General features: G+C 63.4%; 17 protein-coding genes and 1 tRNA gene. 5 read left to right on the top strand and 13 right to left on the bottom strand.

What is annotated here, in order from left to right:
- The 4 genes from secD to queA all read right to left on the bottom strand — a co-directional run bounded on the left by secD (window position 1) and on the right by queA (window position 4482).
- Window positions 1–1863 carry a protein translocase subunit SecD gene (gene secD / locus ACIPK7_RS13000; protein WP_401088134.1) on the bottom strand — a complete coding sequence of 621 codons (1863 nt, stop codon included), beginning with the start codon at window positions 1861–1863 and terminating at the stop codon, window positions 1–3.
- A 64-nt stretch (window positions 1864–1927) separates the two neighbouring features.
- Window positions 1928–2269, bottom strand: coding sequence for a preprotein translocase subunit YajC (gene yajC / locus ACIPK7_RS12995; protein ID WP_017522301.1), 342 nt, complete (start codon window positions 2267–2269; stop codon window positions 1928–1930).
- A gap of 38 nt (window positions 2270–2307) precedes the next feature.
- A complete protein-coding gene (tgt, locus tag ACIPK7_RS12990; protein WP_138215487.1) occupies window positions 2308–3426 on the bottom strand; it encodes a tRNA guanosine(34) transglycosylase Tgt in 1119 nt (372 codons plus the stop codon).
- A 12-nt stretch (window positions 3427–3438) separates the two neighbouring features.
- Window positions 3439–4482: a tRNA preQ1(34) S-adenosylmethionine ribosyltransferase-isomerase QueA gene (gene queA / locus ACIPK7_RS12985; RefSeq protein WP_401088132.1), complete on the bottom strand. Its 1044-nt coding sequence runs from the start codon at window positions 4480–4482 to the stop codon at window positions 3439–3441.
- 106 nt (window positions 4483–4588) lie between these two features.
- Between queA and ACIPK7_RS12980 the strand changes: the two genes are divergently transcribed.
- Window positions 4589–4674: transfer RNA gene (locus ACIPK7_RS12980), tRNA-Leu, on the top strand.
- A gap of 119 nt (window positions 4675–4793) precedes the next feature.
- On the opposite strand, the gene ACIPK7_RS12975 is transcribed toward ACIPK7_RS12980, so the two are convergent.
- From ACIPK7_RS12975 to ACIPK7_RS12945, 7 genes are all read right to left on the bottom strand, one after another.
- Window positions 4794–5294 (bottom strand): GspH/FimT family pseudopilin, encoded by a 501-nt coding sequence (locus tag ACIPK7_RS12975; protein WP_401088130.1) that lies wholly within the window; start codon window positions 5292–5294, stop codon window positions 4794–4796.
- Between the two features lie 11 nt (window positions 5295–5305).
- Entirely contained in the window at window positions 5306–8356 is a 3051-nt protein-coding gene (locus ACIPK7_RS12970; RefSeq protein ID WP_401088128.1) for a pilus assembly protein, read from the bottom strand.
- 2 nt (window positions 8357–8358) lie between these two features.
- On the bottom strand, window positions 8359–8847 hold the full coding sequence (locus tag ACIPK7_RS12965) for a PilX N-terminal domain-containing pilus assembly protein (protein ID WP_081516031.1): 489 nt from the start codon (window positions 8845–8847) through the stop codon (window positions 8359–8361).
- A complete protein-coding gene (locus ACIPK7_RS12960; protein ID WP_401088125.1) occupies window positions 8844–9962 on the bottom strand; it encodes a PilW family protein in 1119 nt (372 codons plus the stop codon). Before ACIPK7_RS12960 ends, ACIPK7_RS12965 begins: the two co-directional genes overlap by 4 nt.
- Entirely contained in the window at window positions 9959–10510 is a 552-nt protein-coding gene (gene pilV, locus ACIPK7_RS12955) for a type IV pilus modification protein PilV (RefSeq protein WP_401088122.1), read from the bottom strand. The genes ACIPK7_RS12960 and pilV overlap by 4 nt, the downstream gene beginning before the upstream one ends.
- Before the next feature lie 5 nt (window positions 10511–10515).
- Window positions 10516–10905 (bottom strand): type IV pilin protein, encoded by a 390-nt coding sequence (locus tag ACIPK7_RS12950; protein ID WP_401088121.1) that lies wholly within the window; start codon window positions 10903–10905, stop codon window positions 10516–10518.
- Between the two features lie 583 nt (window positions 10906–11488).
- A complete protein-coding gene (locus tag ACIPK7_RS12945; protein ID WP_192435207.1) occupies window positions 11489–13036 on the bottom strand; it encodes a cyclic diguanylate phosphodiesterase in 1548 nt (515 codons plus the stop codon).
- Window positions 13037–13197: 161 nt separating this feature from the next.
- Here ACIPK7_RS12945 and ACIPK7_RS12940 point away from each other — a divergent pair, with 161 nt between their 5' ends.
- Window positions 13198–13713 (top strand): RDD family protein, encoded by a 516-nt coding sequence (locus ACIPK7_RS12940; protein WP_192435209.1) that lies wholly within the window; start codon window positions 13198–13200, stop codon window positions 13711–13713.
- Window positions 13714–13783: 70 nt separating this feature from the next.
- Here ACIPK7_RS12940 and lptG read toward each other — a convergent pair whose 3' ends face one another.
- Window positions 13784–14851: an LPS export ABC transporter permease LptG gene (gene lptG / locus ACIPK7_RS12935; RefSeq protein ID WP_192435211.1), complete on the bottom strand. Its 1068-nt coding sequence runs from the start codon at window positions 14849–14851 to the stop codon at window positions 13784–13786.
- Window positions 14844–15968: an LPS export ABC transporter permease LptF gene (gene lptF, locus ACIPK7_RS12930; protein WP_401088117.1), complete on the bottom strand. Its 1125-nt coding sequence runs from the start codon at window positions 15966–15968 to the stop codon at window positions 14844–14846. Before lptF ends, lptG begins: the two co-directional genes overlap by 8 nt.
- A gap of 190 nt (window positions 15969–16158) precedes the next feature.
- Between lptF and ACIPK7_RS12925 the strand changes: the two genes are divergently transcribed.
- From ACIPK7_RS12925 to ACIPK7_RS12915, 3 genes are read left to right on the top strand one after another with little or no spacing between them, the layout of a single operon-like run.
- Window positions 16159–17649, top strand: a complete 1491-nt coding sequence (locus ACIPK7_RS12925) for a leucyl aminopeptidase (protein WP_192435215.1) — start codon at window positions 16159–16161, stop codon at window positions 17647–17649.
- A gap of 34 nt (window positions 17650–17683) precedes the next feature.
- Window positions 17684–18112 (top strand): DNA polymerase III subunit chi, encoded by a 429-nt coding sequence (locus tag ACIPK7_RS12920; protein WP_401088115.1) that lies wholly within the window; start codon window positions 17684–17686, stop codon window positions 18110–18112.
- 21 nt (window positions 18113–18133) lie between these two features.
- On the top strand, window positions 18134–18505 hold the full coding sequence (locus ACIPK7_RS12915; protein ID WP_081516049.1) for a DNA polymerase III subunit chi: 372 nt from the start codon (window positions 18134–18136) through the stop codon (window positions 18503–18505).
- Window positions 18506–18686 lie beyond the last annotated feature (181 nt).

Raw genomic sequence — 18686 nt, 5'->3', positions numbered from 1 at the left:
TTAGATCCACAGCTTCTTAACGTCGCGGCCGCCGTAGATCAGGTTCACCATTGCGCGGGTGACCAGAATGGCAGTGAACATCGAGGTGAGAATACCCAGGGACATGGTCACGGCGAAGCCCTTCACCGGGCCGGTGCCCATGGCGTAGAGGATGCCGCCGACCAGCAGCGAGGTCAGGTTGGCGTCGATGATCGCAGTGAAGGCACGGTTGAAGCCTTCATGAATCGCCCGCTGCGTCGACATACCCGCCGCCAGTTCTTCCCTTATTCGAGAGAAGATCAGCACGTTGGCATCCACCGCCATCCCCATGGTCAGCACGATACCCGCGATACCCGGCAGGGTCAGGGTCGCGCCGAGGATCGACATCAGCGCCACCAGCATGACCATGTTGAAGGCCAGGGCGACGGTGGCGATCACGCCGAAGAAGCGGTAGATGACGATAATGAACAGGGAAACGAAGACCATGCCCCACAGGGAGGCGTCGATGCCCTTGGCGATGTTGTCAGCACCCAGGCTCGGGCCGATGGTGCGTTCTTCAGCGAAGTACATCGGCGCAGCCAAGCCACCGGCTCGCAGCAGCAGGGCCAGCTCCGAGGACTCGCCCGGAGCGTCCAGGCCGGTGATGCGGAACTGGTTGCCCAGCGGCGACTGGATGGTCGCCAGGCTGATGATCTGCTTCTCTTCCTTGAACGCCGGAACAGCGACTTCCTGCTCGACGCCGTCGACGACCTGCTTCGTGTAGCGGGTGATCGGCTTCTGCTCGATGAACACCACGGCCATGCTGCGGCCGACGTTGTTGCGGGTCGCGCGGTTCATCAGCTCACCGCCGTGGCCATCCAGACGGATGTTCACCTGCGGACGGCCGTTTTCGTCGAAGCTGGCGCTGGCGTCGGTGACCTGGTCACCGGTGATGATCACGCCACGCTCCAAGGTCGCCGGCGGACGACGCGGCTCGCGGAAATCGAAGGTCTCGGTGGAGGACTTGATCGCATCCGGCTCGGCGGCCAGGCGGAACTCCAGGTTGGCGGTCTTGCCGAGGATACGCTTGGCTTCGGCGGTGTCCTGCACGCCCGGCAGTTCGACGACGATGCGGTTGGCGCCCTGGCGCTGTACCAGCGGCTCGGACACGCCCAGCTCGTTCACGCGGTTGCGGACGGTGGTCAGGTTCTGCTTGATCGAGTACTCGCGGATTTCGGCCAGCTTGGTGGCGGTCATGGCCAGGCGCAGGACCTGCATGCCATTACGCTCGCTCTGAGCGGTTTCGAAATCGCGGAAATCCTTGGCGATGATCGACTTGGCCTTGTCCAGGTCGGCTTCTTCAGTGAAGCCCAGCTGGATGCCGCCGTCCTGCACAGGCAGGCTACGGTAGCGCACGCGCTCCTTACGCAGGGCGCTCTTGACCTCGTTCTCGTACACCTTCATACGAGCGTCGACTGCCTTTTCCATGTCCACTTCCAGCAGGAAGTGCACACCACCGGACAGGTCGAGACCCAGCTTCATCGGGTGGGCGGCGATATTGCGCAGCCAGTTCGGCGTGGTCTGGGCCAGGTTCAGGGCGACTACGTAGTCGTCACCCAGCGCGCGGCGGACGATGTCCTTGGCCGGCAACTGGTCTTCCTGCTTGACCAGACGGATCAGGCCGCTGCTCTTGCCCAGCGAGCCAGCCTTGACGGCGATACCGGCATCGGCGAGCGCCTTGCTGGCCTTGTCGACGTCGGCCTGGGTGACCTGCAGCGCGGTGCTCGCGCCACTGATCTGGACGGCCGGATCGTCCGGATAGAGGTTGGGTGCGGAATAGATGAAACCGACGGCCAGGACCGCCAGGATCAGCAGATACTTCCACAGGGGATACTTGTTGAGCATGACACCGCCCGTTATGACGCGGGGCGCATCTTGCGCCCCGTCGGTTGGGTTTCTAGGTGGAGGATCAGATCGCCTTCAGGGTGCCTTTCGGCAGGGTCGCGGCGATCGCGGCCTTCTGGAACTTCAGCTCGACGTTGTCGGAAACCTCGACGACGACGAAGTCCTCGGCGACCTTGGTCACCTTGCCGGCGATACCGGCGGAAGTGACGACTTCATCGCCCTTCTGCAGGCCGGACAGCAGGTTCTTGTGCTCTTTCGAGCGCTTGGCCTGGGGACGCCAGATCATCAGGTAGAAGATGACCAGGAAACCGACCAGGAAAATCCACTCGAAGCCAGTGCCGGCCGGGCCTGCAGCAGCGGCGGGAGCTGCGGCGTCAGCGTAGGCAGCGGGAATCAGAAAACTCATTGGAAACTCCTGTCTCAAAGCTTTTTCGATGAATAAGGTCAGTCCGCCAGCGGCGGCACGGGAAGGCCGCGCTTGGCGTAGAAGGCGTCGACAAAGTTCGCCAATGTACCCTGTTGGATTGCCTCGCGCAAACCAGCCATAAGCCGCTGATAATGCCGCAAGTTGTGGATGGTATTGAGCATGCTGCCGAGCATTTCGCCGCACTTGTCCAGGTGGTAGAGGTAGGCGCGGGAGAAGTGCTTGCAGGTGTAGCAATCGCAGGTCGGGTCCAGCGGAGACTCATCGTGCTTGTGCACCGCGTTGCGGATCTTGATCACCCCGGTGTCAACGAAAAGGTGGCCATTGCGCGCATTGCGGGTGGGCATGACGCAGTCGAACATGTCGACGCCCCGGCGCACACCTTCCACGAGGTCTTCGGGTTTGCCCACACCCATCAGGTAACGAGGTTTGTCAGCGGGCATGTGCCGGGGCAGGAAGTCCAGCACGCGGATCATCTCTTCCTTGGGCTCGCCCACCGACAGGCCGCCAATGGCCAGGCCGTCGAAGCCGATTTCCTGCAGGCCTTCGAGCGAGCGCATGCGCAGCTCTTCGTGCATGCCACCCTGGACGATGCCGAACAGCGCCGACGGGCTATCGCCGTGGGCGGTCTTCGAGCGCTTGGCCCAACGCAGCGACAGCTCCATGGAGCGCTTGGCGACGTCGAACTCGGCCGGGTAAGGGGTGCACTCGTCGAAGATCATCACGATGTCCGAGCCCAGCGCACGCTGCACGGCCATGGACTCTTCCGGCCCCATGAAGACTTTGGCGCCGTCCACCGGCGAGGCGAAGTACACGCCCTCCTCCTTGATCTTGCGCAGCGCGCCCAGGCTGAACACCTGGAAGCCGCCCGAGTCAGTGAGGATCGGCCCCTTCCACTGCATGAAATCATGCAGGTCGCCGTGCTTCTGGATCACTTCGGTGCCCGGACGCAGCCACAGGTGGAAGGTGTTGCCGAGGATGATCTGTGCGCCAATGCCCTCGATGTCGTGCGGGAGCATGCCCTTCACGGTGCCGTAGGTGCCCACCGGCATGAACGCCGGGGTTTCCACCACGCCACGGGGGAAGGTCAGGCGGCCGCGACGGGCCTTGCCCTCGGTGGCCAGCAGTTCGAATTTCATGAAGCTCATGGATCAGTCCTCGGGGCCGCGCGGTGCCGGGTTGCGGGTGATGAACATGGCATCGCCGTAACTGAAGAAGCGATAGCCCTGCTCTACTGCCGCCGCGTAGGCAGCCATGGTCTCGGGATAGCCGGCGAAGGCAGAGACCAGCATCAGCAGGGTGGATTCGGGCAGGTGGAAGTTGGTGACCAGGGCGTCGACCACATGGAACGGCCGCCCTGGGAAGATGAAGATATCGGTGTCGCCACTGAACGGCTTGAGTACGCCGTCACGGGCGGCGCTTTCCAGCGACCGCACGCTGGTGGTGCCAACAGCGACCACCCGACCACCGCGCGCCTTGCAGGCTGCCACGGCGTCGACCACGTCCTGGCTGACTTCCAGCCATTCGTTGTGCATGTGGTGGTCTTCGATGCGCTCCACGCGTACCGGCTGGAAGGTGCCGGCGCCGACATGCAGGGTGACGAACGCGGTGTCCACGCCCTTGGCCCGGATCGACTCCAGCAGGGCCTCGTCGAAGTGCAGACCGGCAGTCGGTGCCGCCACTGCCCCCGCGCGCTCGGCGTAGACGGTCTGGTAGCGCTCGCGGTCGGCGTCCTCATCAGGACGGTCTATATAAGGCGGCAGCGGCATGTGGCCGACGCGCTCCAGGAGCGGCAGCACATCCTCGCTGAAGCCCAACTCGAACAGCGCGTCGTGGCGCTGCAGCATCTCGGCTTCGCCACCGCCATCTATGAGGATCTTCGATCCCGGCTTGGGCGATTTGCTGGAGCGCACGTGGGCCAGCACGCGATGGCTGTCCAGCACGCGCTCCACGAGGATTTCCAGTTTGCCGCCGGAGGCCTTCTGGCCGAACAGGCGGGCAGGGATCACCCGGGTGTTATTGAACACCATCAGGTCACCCGGCTTGAGGAAGCCGAGAATGTCAGCAAAGTGCCGGTGGCTGAGCTCGCCGCTCGGACCGTCCAGCACCAGCAGACGGCTGGAGCGGCGTTCAGGAAGCGGATGGCGGGCGATCAGCGCCTCGGGCAGGTCGAAATGAAAGTCAGCGACGCGCATGGGAAGAGCTATCTCGAAGGGGCGCACATCTTACTGGAATTGCCCATTTCTGACCATGCGAGCCGATTGACCGGCGCAGAGCGTCTCCCTATACTGCCGCGCCATTGCCTCGGTGGCGGAATGGTAGACGCGGCGGATTCAAAATCCGTTTCTGGCGACAGAGTGAGAGTTCGAGTCTCTCCCGGGGCACCACCATATGGTTCTGGCAGTTCTGATGAACTGCCGGAACCCACAAAAAACCGGCCTTCTGGCCGGTTTTTTGTTGTCTGCGATTTGCCCTGCCGGATTTGGGCGACGGCCCCCTCACAGCCTCACGAGCAACTTCCCGTGGCGGTCTTGCTGACGTAGGCACGCCCGGTCGCACTGACGTTCACCACCCGCTCCTGGGCTCCCGCGGTGGGCGCCGAGCGGCAGACGGTGACGCTCGCCTGGGTATTGCCAACGCCACTGGGCTGGAAGTCGATCTTGGCGACACTGGAAGTGACCTTGAACCCCGTCGGCGCGGCGGGATGCTTCTGGATCACGGTGGAACCGGAGATGACGATCCAGCCCTGCTCCCATCCACCCGAGCCGCAACTGGTACCGTTGCTGGATACGCACATGCTGGTGACCGTATTGCGCTTGATCGCTTCACTGCGCCCCATCGCGACTCCTGCCACCAGATCGTTGGCACTGGAGGCAAGCTTGCCGCTAAGGGTCGCGTCCCCAAGCGAAGGCACTGCGATGCCGATCAGGATTGCCAAGACCGCAAGGGTCACCATCAGCTCCAAGAGGGTAAAACCGCTGGAAGCACGCCGGAAGCTCACATTCATGGCCGCCCCTCCTATCGCTCGATATCCCAGAACACCCAGGATTTGGGCTGCGGACTGGTACCCGGCGCGGTCGGCTCGGAGACCTTCAGCGGTGAATCGGAAGAACCACCGATGATGAAGTCCCTCAGGCTGCCGTCGTCGAGTTGTACGCGCCCTGCCACGGGTGACGGAGGCAGGCCGCCGCCGGAGATGACGCCGAAGCGCTGGTCACCGGTGCCTGCGGCGTTCAGGTAGCTGATGTTGTAGACGCGCGCGGTACCCAGGCTGGAGCAACTGGTGGGGCTGGCCACGGCAGGCTGGTGGGTGCTGAAGGTGATGTTGTTGTAAAGCAGCAGCGCCGAGGTCACCACCTGCTCGGTCGACTGCAAGCCCAGGTACCATCCTTTGGGATAGGCCGCGACCTGCGTATTGGTAGGCGTTGCCGTGGAGGTAATGGGCAGCAGCGAGTTGTTGCAGATCAGGTTGGCGGCGCAGGTGGCGTTCTCCAGGGTCAGCCAGTTGACGTCGCTGGGCTTGTCGCGCAGGGCATAGAAGCGGTTCGCCACGCTGGCGGCGGAGGTGTAGGTCAGCAGTGGCTTCTCACGGTCGCCGGAGCCGAGCAGGATCACGTACTCGCCGTTGACGGAGGCCACCTCCGGGCCGTAGAGGAACTTGCGGTTGGCCGCACAGGAGGTAGCCGTCGCGCACCCTAGGGACGCGATCTTGGTCATGGTCCAGTTGGCCGGCGGGGTACTGCCGATGGCACTGAAGGCATCGACGCCGGAAATCCGGTAGACGTTGCCACCCAGGTCCGAGGCATAGCCGTAGGCGATCAGGCCGCTGCTGTTGGTGACCAGGGCGACACTGCCGACGACCCCGCGATCGGTGTCGAAGGTTTTCAGCAAGGCGCCGGTGTCCGCATCCAGCAGATAGATGTGATTGCCCTTGGAGGTCGCCGTGCAGGTATTGGGATCGGCGTCCTCGCACTTGTCGTAGCCACCGCCCATGGCCAGGATCGTCGACGCACCGCTGCCGTAGCCTTGCGCCAGGACGGGAACCGGCGTCGCCCAGGTCTGCCCTATGCCGCTGAGGCCAGTACCGCAGCTGGTGTCATTGGCCATGTTGGGACAACCGATCTTCCACTTCAGGGTCGGGCTGGCCGGGGTGGTGACGTCAAAGGCATAGATCGAGCGGCCGCCGCGGCGCATGGCGGAGTAAATCCAGGTGCTGGTGCCCTGCTGCACCACGGAAACCGAGCCGTCCATGCCGTAGTCCTTGGGCTGCGGCGTGGGCGTGCCCGTGGTATGGCCGGGGAAGCTGATGGTGGTGGTGTTGTCCCGCAGGCGCTTGATCCGCGGGTAGAACTCCGGCGGCATGAACGACCAGATTTCACTGCCGGCCGAGACGCCCGCGACGGTTCCGCTGCGGTTGCCGTTGATAGCGTGCAACAGCCCGTCGTTGGCGCCGTAGTAGACCACCACCAGGGGTGAGGACGTGGTTCCGTAGTTGACCGCCGCGGGGCGCGAGTGCACGACGTCGCCGTGAACCGAGGAGCGCATCTCGGTGACGTTGGCGTTGAGGTTCTCGTCCTGATTGTCGGCGCCGATGGCCCAACCGATCAGGTTGGTCCGCTCGGTGGCGTCTGCCGCCCCCAGCAGGGCCTGGGTGACGGCCGTGTTGGCGGTGTTGAAGTTGGTCAGCGTCGTGCAGGTCGTGGGGTCGCAAGTCTTCATGGTCCGCGAACTGGCCTGGCGCAATACATAGGCCTGGGCGCCCTTCTCGACGATGTTGCCGTCGGGATAGTTGGACAGGTCGGAGCCGGTCACGGTCAGGCAGTTGCCCTGCGGCTTGAACGCCCAGTAGTTGTCCAGCGAGGTGGGCGTCCAGAAGCTGCGGGCGCATTCGGTGATGAAGCCGGTGCCGCTGTTGATTGCGCTGTTGCCGTTGGCGTCCACCGTGGTGAGCTGGCTGCTGACCACGCCCACCTTGTATTGCTTGAGGTTGCCGGGCCAGCGCGGGAAGGAATCGGAGTCGGGGCGGAACATGCCGACGAACACCTGGTTCAGGTAGGTGCTCTGGGAGCTGACGCTGATCGGCAGGGTGACGGAGGCGAACACGCTGTTGGTGGCCTGGATCTCGGAGAAGATGGCATTCAGTGCATCGGATATTTGCGTGCCACTGGCCGTCACGTCGAAATATTTGCCACTGCTGACGTTGGCCATGCTCTTCAACAGGGCGGTCCAACCCGGGCCCTGGCCGGTGGTGACCTTGTTGATATCCACGGTGTAGGTGGTGATGGCCTGGGTGCTCTTCTTCATGAAGCGCGCCCATTCGTCGGCCATGTTGTCCTGCGAGCCGCTGGGGGAAATGGGGATCGCCGTGGTATTGCCCCCGGCAGCAGTCAATGCACTGGTCGCCTGCTTGATATCGTTGGTGTTGTCCTGCGCCGCGCCGTTACTGATGTAGATGATGAAGTTTTTCGCGCAGCCAGCGACGATCGGGTTGTTATAGGTGGTGGCGTCCTTCGACGCCAGGGCGTTGCCGCTCAGGGCATAGAGCGCGTTGGATGCGGTGGTGCCGCTGGCGTTGCCGGCGAAGTCGGTCTTGACCTTCTGGTTGCCGGAATTGGGCGTGCCCGCCGAGTAATACAGCCAGGCCTCCTCCATGGCCTTGCTGATCTTGCCGCCATTGGACTTGTCGCTCCCCACGTCCAGGCTGGTGACCAGCGTCTGATACTTGGGCTTGGTCGAACTGTCGAGCAGACGCATGGCGGCACGCACATAGGCGCCGTCGTCACCCTTGTTGCCGCTGCCGGTCTCGCTGAACAGCATCAGACTGACGCGGAACTTGTTCACCTGCAGCCCGTTGACCACAGAGGCCAGCGCAGTCATCTCGTTGCTGAACGGCGTGGTCCAGTTGGCGGTGTTGTCCAGGATGATCAGGACGTTGGGCGCGTCCGTGGCACCGCTGGGCGTGCCGACGAACAGGTCGATGTCCTCGGCACGAACGGCCGACTGGGCGACGCACAGGAGGCAGAGGGCGAAAATCCGCCGGAGCATTCCGGCCTGGCAGCTCTTGTTCATGTTCATGCTCCGCACGCGGCGACTTTCTGCGAATCGGTCAGGTGCACCCGCACCCCGGAACGCACTCTTACCGAGGTGCCGGTCACGGCATCGGTGACATCGGCGTTGAGCCCCCAGACGGTGTCCCATCCCGTGGAACACATGGCTGCCTGGCCACCACCACAAGCCAGATTGGAGGGACTCGGCCTGGCGCTCATGCACACCGGCGACGCCATGGAAACCTGGTAGTCGGTGGTACCGTCGTTATTGATGTCGACATTGAGCTGCTCGGCCGCCGGCGCGGCGGTGAAGGCCGAGCCGATGACCCGCTGGATACCGACATCAGCCGCGGCAATGGCCTCGTTGCGGAACTGCATGTTGCCCACTGCCTTCAGATTGGTGCCGCTGAGGGTGTAGGCGCTGCCGACCATCAGCATCAGCATCAGCAACATCACCAGGGCGACCACCAGGGTCGCGCCCTGCTGGGCTCTCGAATTGCGCTGCGTCGTCATGGCGTCTGCCTCCGACGGGATACGTTCACCAGCGTGGCGCTGGAGGTGAACAGATGCCGTTTGTAGCCATCGGTGAACGGGCCCAGGGTGGAGCTACCCAGGGCGTAGGTCTTGTCCGAGGTGTAGCCCGCGGTTTGCGTGCGGGCGCGAGCCAGGACGTAGAGCCGGGCTTCCACCACATTCGCCAGCTGGGCCACCGTGCAGGAACCGGCCCCGCAATGGACAAAGCTGCCGTCGGGCGAGCCATCGCCACGGTTGGTCACGGTGACCCGGGTATTGGGGTCATCCCAATGCGGCGCCGCGAGGTAATCGGTCGGATCGTTCGACTTGCTGAGGCTGTCCAGGCCCAGCTCGACGCGGAAGGCCTCGACCCCCTCGATCAGCGGTACTGCTGCCTGCAGCGCGTTGGCCGGCGTGGCCCCACCGGAAAGATCGAAGGTGGAGCGCATCAGGGTCGGTATGCCATCGCCTGCGCTCACCGCGTAATCGCGCACGTAATACAGATCGATGACGAACTTGCGACGCTCGGCGATGGTCAGGCAATTGAGGCTCGTCAGGGTGAACCCGGTGGTGTCCAGCACAAAGGCCCCGAGGGTCTCGTTCTTGCAGAAGGACGACTGGAAATACACCTTGCCGGCCGCCAGTGCATCGCAATTGCCAACACCCGGTGAGCAGGTATCGGCATGCCGCACCACCAGCACATCGGAGTTGCTGGCCAGGTTGGTGACTATTGCCGAACAACCTGGGGGCACCGCGGAGAAGGTCTGTGCCACGATGCCGACGGAATTGATCCTGTCCTGCTGCGTCCAGGTGGAAAAGGCCGAGCACACCGGTGGCAACGCCGTGGGGTAATCAGCAGGTGGATCGGTCGCAGTCAGGTCATCGAACTGCGGTACATAGCCATTCCAGAATCCGGCATGGGCCAAGTCCTCCTGCAGCAATCCGACGGCAAAACGACCATTCTCGATCAGCGAGTTGGTCTGCGCCATGTCGTCGCTGGTCCGGCGCAGGTTGAGGTAGAGCGTCAGCACCGCGACCATGATCAGCAGGCTAATGGTCACGGCGATCATCATCTCCACCAGGGTGAAGCCTCGGTGACGGGATACGCCGCTCATAGCGAAGCGACCCGCACGATGGTCGTGACTACCCGCCGGCAGAGGTCGCTGCTGCAGCCGGAGCCACCGTTGTAGCTACCACTGCCGCACGCGACACTCGAAGGCGGCGCCGAGATCGGCGACATGCCCTGCCAGGCCACGGTGATCAGGTACTGATTGCTGCCCAGCGACTCGATGCAGCCTCGCCCGCCGAGCATGGCGCCGGCCTTCACGCTGCCGCCGCCCACCTCCGCCGCGCCCTGCAAGCTGTTGCACCAGTCGGCGAGGTCGGCTTGCTGACGGGTTCCGCTGCTGGTCGGGCAGGTCATGCCTGCACCTACCGGCGAGCTGCTGCCGGTGACGTAGCTGGAAGAGTTCTTCGCGTTGGCGTTCATCCGGCTGGAAATGTCATTGAGCAACAGTAGCGCCTGGGCGCGTTGGTAGGACTCCATGTCCGACAGTTGCATGCGCATCTGCAGCTTGGCCAGGCCGAGCAGGCCCAGCGAGATGATAAGGATGCTGACGAGCAACTCGATCAGGGTGAAGCCGCGTTGTCGGGAGGTCAGCATGTCGGTCACCACTTGACCGCCGGCGTCTTGCTGCCGTCACTGCTCAGGGTCAGATTGCCGTCGCTGGCCTGCGCGCCGCTCGGGGTAAAGGTAATAGTGAAGGTCGGCGGGGTCCCGCTGCCGACGGTGATGGAGTAGCCGTAATTGCTCGACACCTCGCTGGGCAGGGCGTAGCCGCCGCTTTCCAGCTGCGTCTTGGTGGCGTAGGAGCGGTTGGCCAGTAGGTACTGCTGCTGGCGATTGGCGATGTCCATCATTTGCGCCTGGGCCGCCGAACGCTTGCCGCGAATGATGTACTGCTGGTAGCTGGGATAAGCGATGGCAGCCAGGATCGCCACTATCGCCGCCACCACCATCAATTCGATCAGGGTAAAACCACGGGAACTAACTGGCATTATCGAGACTCACTCTGCCGGCCCTTTTTCATGACTCTATTAGTTAAATGGCGAATCGCCACCCCGCCGACCATCTATTTCAATACCAGTCGTCGCCGAAGTTTAGCCCTATATAGAAATAGCTAATTAAAACGCGAACCACCCGCCTCACAAGCAAAGCCGCAGGCTACGTATCACGAGGCTTCAGAGCGAAATGCACCATAAGCAGCAAGGACTATATTCCGGGCACTTACCCGCTCAATCCAAATACTAGAAAAGTTTCTATAGCGACACCCAGAACAACCGTACCAACCATTGAATTCACATCAATAAAGCGTGAAAAAAACATGAAAACAAAGCGGCATTATCATATTGCAAGCTAACCACAAGCGGACTGATAACCTTTAACTATCAAAATAAATTAAGTAACCAAAGAATATTTTTCTGAATCTTCAGGAACATCCTAATTCAGCTATTGATCAGCTCACTATCGAGACAGCTTGATCATGCGGATCGAGCCGGGGGCCGCCATTCACTCGCAGCAGGGTGCGCGATTTTGCATGGCGGCCCCGGCGGGCATCCGGCGCGCGGCCCGTGGGCAGGGTCAGCTCCCGGAGCGTAGATCCCGCAATGCCTCGACAAATGCCGCCAGCGGCATCGGTCGATCGAAGAGGTACCCTTGCAGCACCTCCACGCCGCGCGAGGCGAGATAGGCTTGCTGCTGCTCGGTTTCCACCCCCTCGGCGATGATCATCAGGTCCAGCTTGCCGCACAGTTCGACGATGCTGTCCAGAATATGGGAGGACAGTGCGTCCACACCGATCATCGCCACGAAGCTCTTGTCGATCTTCAGCGCATCCACCTTGAAGCGATGCAGGTAAGCCAGGCTGGAGTTGCCAGTGCCGAAGTCGTCGATGGCCAGCTTGACGCCCAGGCCATGAAGATTGTCGAACAGCTCGTCGGTCACCTCGCTGGAAACGATCAGTTCGCGCTCGGTCAGCTCCAGGGTCAGCTCCGGGCGATGGGGCAGGAAGCGCGCCTGGAAGTCACGACAATCCGCGAACAATCCCGGCTCCGTGCAGTGCCGGGCACTGATGTTGAAGCCCAGGTGGAAGCCCTCGCCCAACAGATGCGCGTGCGGCGCCAGTCCATCGGCCACCTGATGAAACAGTTCGCGGGTCATCGCCACGATTAGCCCTGAGCGTTCGGCCATCGGGATGAACAAGTCGGGACCGACCATACCCTCACGCGGATGGGCCCAGCGCATCAGCACTTCAGCACCGACCCAGCGGCCGTCCCGGGCGTCGACCAGCGGTTGCAGGTACGGTACGAATTCCCCGGCGAGCAAGGCACGCTCAAGCTCCAGGCTTGGCGTCGCCGAACGCCCCCACAGCCAGTAGCAGGCCACGCCCGATGCCCCACCCAGCATCAACAACAGCGCCACCAGCGGCCACGCATCTTCGTGGATATGCCGCCATTGCGCCCCTTCGGGGAAGCCACCGATGACCTTGTAGGGGAATCGCTCGGAGGAAAGCTCGACATGCCCCAACGGCAGGGGGGCGGGCTGGCTGTCGAACACCCTGCCCTCCTCGTCCATCCACTGCCCGCCGACCTGCAGTTGCAAATCGCTGCGTTGATCGACCAGTTGCAGCGTGTTGCTCAGGTAACGCCCATCCACGGTCGCCAGCGCGGCGTGACGCCCCTCGACCCGCCGCAGGATCAACAGCGCGTAGTTTGGCGTGACTTCATTACCGGCCATCATCCGCAGCCGCCCGGAGACATACAGGCTCGGATCCAGGGGCGCTTCGAAATCGCCGAAGAGCGACGTGCAATAGATATGGTCATCTCGTGTCAGGTTGACCGACCGGACGAACGGCACCACCGCCACCTGTTCGCGCAGGACGAGCGTCGCATCGTCGCAGCCCTCATCCACATGCAGCAGGGCCACCTTGGCGGCCCCTGCCGCATTGCCCAGCATCACGTCGAACAGCCGAACGGCCTCGTTCGAAGCAGTACGTGCCTCGACGCTCAGGGTGCGCAAGGCCTGCCAATAGATGATGGCGCTGCCCAGCAGCAACGGCAGCAGGGCCATGGAAAGGGAGAAGACCAGGCGGGGCAGCAGCCGGCGCCGGGTATAGCTGCGAAGCGGCATCCTTGTTCCTTGCTCGACGGCGCCGCGACCTGCGACGCATTGCCACTCCCCCATGGGTAGCGACGTGGTTTGAGCTTAGAACAGCCTCCGCCACCGGGCGCCGCGTGATGGAATCCGTATAATCCCGGCCCCATCCATCCTGATCACCACAGAAGACGCTCATGTCCAAGCCGCAGCAGCTCCAGCCCGTGGGAGACTTCCCGCCCGCCACGCTCCTCCGTCGCTTTGCCGCGATGTTCTACGACTTCCTGCTCTGCGTGGCCCTGTTGATGGTGGTGACGCTGGTCTACCAGCAAGGCTTCCTGCGCCTGATCTATGGCAGCGAAAAGCTCCGGATGCTGGCCGACCAGGGTGCGCTGACCGGTGACCCACTGCTGTCCAGCCTGCTGTTCATCAGCATTTTCGCCTTCTTCGCGAAGTTCTGGACTCACAGCGGTCAGACACTGGGTATGCAGGTCTGGGGCGTTCGCGTACAGAACGCCAACGGCACGCGCATCACTCTGATGCAGGCGCTGCTGCGCTTTGTCATCGCCATCGCGTCCTGGGGCTGCGCCGGCCTGGGCTTCCTCTGGATGCTCTGGGACAAGGACAAGCGCACCTGGCAGGACCGCTACTCGGAAAGCGTGGTGATCCAGATCCCCAAGGCGGTGCGCAAGGCAACGCAGGGACGGGGCTGACGTGAGGGCAATAAAAAAGCCGGCGATTGCCGGCTTTTTTGTGGGCGCAGGTTCTATCCCGCGAGCGGACTCAGCCCGCCCGTTTCAACAGGAGCGTGCCGAGGAAGGCACAGATCGCAGCCGGCACCAGCACCGCCAGCAGCGGCGGGAAGTTGAATACCTGGCTCGACGGGCCGAGCAGATCCTGGGCGATACGGAAGGTGAAGCCCACCAGCACGCCGGTGAACACGCGCTGGCCGAGGGTCACGCTACGCAGCGGGCCGAAGATGAACGAAATCGCCATCAGCACCAGGGCGGCGGTCACCAGCGGCTGCAGGATCTTGGTCCAGAACGCCAGCCAATAGCGGTTGGAGCTCAGGCCCTGGTCCTGCAGGTAATGGATGTAATTCCAAAGGCCGGTGATCGACAGCGCCTCCGGCTCCATCACGACGGTGTTGAGCAGTTGCGGACTGAGCTGGATATTCCAGATCTCGCTGGGCTTGCTCACGACTTCACTGCGCTTCTCAGCCGCGTGCAGCACGGAGGTGGTCACATCCTGCAGTTGCCACTGGTCGTTCTCGAACACCGCCTGACGCGCGAAGCTCGCGCTCTGCAGGCGACGGTTGTCGTCGAAGTTGTAGCGGGTCACACCGAGCAACACGCCATCCGGGCGCACCACGTTGATGTGGATGAACTCATGCCCCTGGCGGTGCCACAGTCCCGACTTGGAGCTTTGCGAGCCATTGCTGCTCTGGGCCAGGGCGCGACCACTCTGGGCAGCAGTTTCGGTGTAGGGAATCACATACTCGCCCACCAGGATGCCGGCGAACATCAGCACCAGCATCGGTTTCATCACCGCCCAGACGATGCGCTGCAGCGACACGCCAGCGGCGCGCATGATGGTCAGTTCGCTGTTGCTGGCCAGGGTACCCAAGCCCACCAGGCAGCCAATCAGCGCGGCCATCGGCAGCATGTCGTAGCCGCGGCTCGGCGCCGTGAGCAGCACGAACTTGAGCGCTTCGGTCAGGGTGTAGCTCTCGTCGATCTGCCCCAACTGGTCGACGAAGGCGAACAGCTCAGCCAAACCGAGGATCACCCCTAGCACCGCAAGAATGGAAACGAAAACGGTGGTACCGATATAGCGATCCAGCTTACGCATGCTTCATCACTCCGCCCGACTTCGCTCGCTTGGCGGCCAGCTTCAGACGCAGCGGCTCCCAGTACAGCAACAACAGGCCGATGCTCAGGAATATCCCATGGATCCACCACAGGCCCAGGGCCATGGGGATCTTGCCCTTGTCGAGCATGCCGCGTCCGGCGATCAGCAGCGCCAGATAGGCCATGTACAGCAGCACGGCTGGCAGCAGCTTGAGGAAGCGGCCCTGCCGCGGGTTGACGCGTGACAGCGGCACCGCCAGCACGGTCACCACGAAGACCAGCAGCGGGATGGACAGGCGCCACTGCAGCTCGGACTGCATGCGCGGATCGTCGCTGCCCAGCAGGTCGGATGTGGGAATGGCGTCGCGGTCGTCGATCTCGCTGCTCACTTCCGGCTTGGGCAGAAGCGCCGCGTAGGTGTCGTACTTGATCTCGCGGTAATCGGCCTGTCCGGGCGTGCCATCGTAGCGATAGCCGTCCTTGAGAATCAGGTAGCGACTGCCGTCAGCATGGATTTCCTGCACGCCGGTGGTGCCGACCAGCACCGAAGTGCCGCCGTCCTTGCCATTGCGCGGGCGGTTCTTGTCGGAGATGAACACCCCGCCCAGCTCGGTGCGCTCGTTGGCCAGGGTTTCGGTATAGGTCACTCGCGTGCCATCGCGCATCGATTGGAAGCGCCCGGGCGCCAGGGTGTCGAATTCGGTCATCGCATCCTGCTTGTTCAGCAGCAGCTGCATCTGGGTGATGCCCTGGGGCGCCAGCCACAGGCTCAGCCAGGCCACCAGCAGGGCGATGAACAGCGCCGGCGCCAGGGTGATGACCAACAGGCGCTGCTGGCTCATGCCGGTGGCGGTGAGCACGGTCATCTCGCTGTCCAGGTACAGGCGGCCATAGGCCAGCAGGATGCCGAGGAACAGGCCCAGCGGCAGGATCAGCTGCAGGAAGCCCGGCAGGCGCACGCCCATGATCATGAACAGCGAACCCGGATCGAGCAGGCCTTGGGCCGCCTGCGCCAGGTACTTGATGAAACGGCCGCTCATGATGATGACCAGCAGCACGGCGCTCACCGCGCTCATGGTGATCAACACTTCACGGGACAGGTAACGGAAGACAATCAAACCGGACACTCCAGGGTTGTCACGCTCAGGCGGCTACGCTCAAACTAGCCGCCGTGAAGCATTGCCGGGTACGCGCGGACGCGACCCAGCGCAAATAGCCGGCATTATCCTGCGATTCGCCAGGCCTGTCACTGCGCAGTCCACCTTCATTCGCAGACCTTTCTGCTCTTTATCCCGGGGACACTCAGCCATGGAATTCCTTGTAAAAAGCGTACGTCCGGAAACTCTCAAGACCGCCACCCTGGTCATCGCCGTAGGCGAAGGCCGCAAGCTTGGCGCCACCGCCAAGGCCGTCGACGAAGCCACCGGCGGTGCCATCGCCAACCTGCTCAAGCGCGGCGATCTGGCAGGCAAGGTGGGCCAGACACTACTGCTGCAAGATTTACCCAACATTAAGGCCGAGCGCGTCCTGCTGGTCGGCGCCGGCAAAGAGCGCGAACTCTCCGACCGCGCCTACCGCAAACTGGTTTCCGCCGTCCTGAACAATCTGAAAAACCTGGGTGGCGCCGACGCCGTCCTGGCCCTGGGCGACCTGGCAGTGAAAGGCCGCAACGCCCACGGCAAGGCCCGCCTGCAGGTGGAAACCCTGGCCGACGGCACCTACGTCTTCGACCGTTTCAAGAGCCAGAAGGCCGAAGCGCCAAAACTGAAAAAGATCACCCTGCTCGCCGACAAGGCCGACGCCGCTGCTGTCGAGCACGGTGCCAAGGAAGCCCAGGCCATCGCCAACGGCATGGCGCTGACCCGCGACCTGGGCAACCTGCCGCCGAACCTCTGCCACCCGACCTTCCTCGGCGAGCAGGCCAAGGCGCTGGGCAAGGAATACAAGAGCCTGAAGGTCGAAGTCCTCGACGAGAAGAAACTGCGCGAGCTGGGCATGGGCTCCTTCCTCGCCGTCGCCCAGGGCAGCGACCAGCCACCGCGCTTGATCGTGCTGCAATACAACGGCGCGAAGAAAAAGGACGAGGCTCCGCATGTACTGGTCGGCAAGGGCATCACCTTCGACACCGGCGGCATCAGCCTGAAGCCCGGCCTGGGCATGGACGAGATGAAGTTCGACATGTGCGGCGCCGCTTCCGTGTTCGGCACCTTCCGCGCCGTGCTGGAACTGCAACTGCCGATCAACCTGGTGGGCGTGATGGCCTGTGCCGAGAACATGCCCAGCGGCGGCGCCACCCGTCCGGGCGACATCGTCACCACCATGAGCGGCCAGACCGTCGAAATCCTCAACACCGACGCCGAAGGCCGCCTAGTACTGTGCGACGCGCTGACCTACGTCGAGCGCTTCAAACCGCAGTCCGTGGTGGACATCGCCACCCTGACCGGTGCTTGCATCGTCGCCCTGGGCTCCAACACCTCGGGCCTGATGGGCAACAACGACGCGCTGATCAAGCAACTGCTCAAGGCCGGTGAAGTCGCCGACGATCGCGCCTGGCAGCTGCCGCTGTTCGACGAGTACCAGGAACAGCTCGACAGCCCCTTCGCCGACATCGCCAACATCGGCGGGCCGAAGGCCGGCACCATTACCGCCGGCTGCTTCCTGTCGCGCTTTGCGAAGAAGTTCCACTGGGCGCACCTGGACATCGCCGGCACCGCCTGGATCAGCGGCGGCAAGGACAAGGGCGCCACAGGCCGTCCGGTTCCGCTGCTGACCCAGTACCTGCTGGATCGCGCCAAGTAATGGCACAGTGCAACCTGCCGATGGGATCGAACGCATGACGCGTGTGGATTTCTACGTCATTCCCAGCGCCGATCCCGACGCACGCCTGACCATCGCCTGCCGCCTGGCTGAAAAAGCCTGGCGGCAAGGCATGCGTATCTTCGTGCTGTGCAGCGACGAGGCCCAGCGCGATGCGCTGGACGCCCGGCTATGGAACTTCCGGGACGAAACCTTCATCCCACACAACGCGGTGGAAGAAGATGCCGACTCGCCGATCGTGCTCGCCCTCGGCGAGCCGCCGGAAAGCCACCGGGACCTGCTGATCAACCTGACCCTGGCCATTCCTGCCTTCGTCGACCGCTTCAACCGGGTCGCCGAACTGGTGATCGAGGAGCCGGCGATTCGTCAGGCTGCGCGGGAGAATTTCCGTCGCTACCGCGAGCAGGGCTATCCTTTGCAGGACCACCGCCTGCCGCGCCCTTGAGAGCGTCTCAGCCAAGACACCATGGACAACCACAAGCCCCCGCACGACCCCGACCACCTGCTGGAAGACCTGAAGAAGATCCAGGACCTGCTGGACGAGTCGGGCGCCGAGCCGCCCCTGCTCACCGAATCCTTCGAGCCGGACAACATCCCGCTGCTCTCCGACGTCGTCACGCCCGCGCCCCAGGCGCCGGAGCCTGCAGCCACCCAGCCCGCCGCGCCGCAGGCCACTCCCGCCGCCAGCGAGCTGAACCGCCTGGACCTGGAACTGCGCGCCGCGGCCCAACTGATCCTGCAGGACGTCCTCGACGACTTCGCCCCGCAGATCGAAGCCGAACTGCAACGCCGGCTCGAAGCGCGTATGCAGCGCCTGCTGGCCCAGCGCAAGACTTGACTCCCCGCCCGGGGAAACACCAGAGCCAGCCTATAGAAGCGCCCCATGGGCGCGATCGCGGGCATGGCCCGCTCCTACAACGGGCGTCGGCGCCAGACCGCCCACGCCTGCACCCCGAAAGCCGCCGATAAGCCCCCGGTGGCCTGAACTCCCCGCCTCCCGTTATACTCAGCGGTTTTCC

This window comes from Pseudomonas sp. NPDC086581 (assembly GCF_044746165.1).
In the GTDB taxonomy this organism is placed as follows: Bacteria; Pseudomonadota; Gammaproteobacteria; order Pseudomonadales; family Pseudomonadaceae; genus Pseudomonas.
The sequence above is the reverse complement of the archived record's forward strand: the minus strand, read 5'-3'. Positions and strand labels throughout refer to the sequence as shown.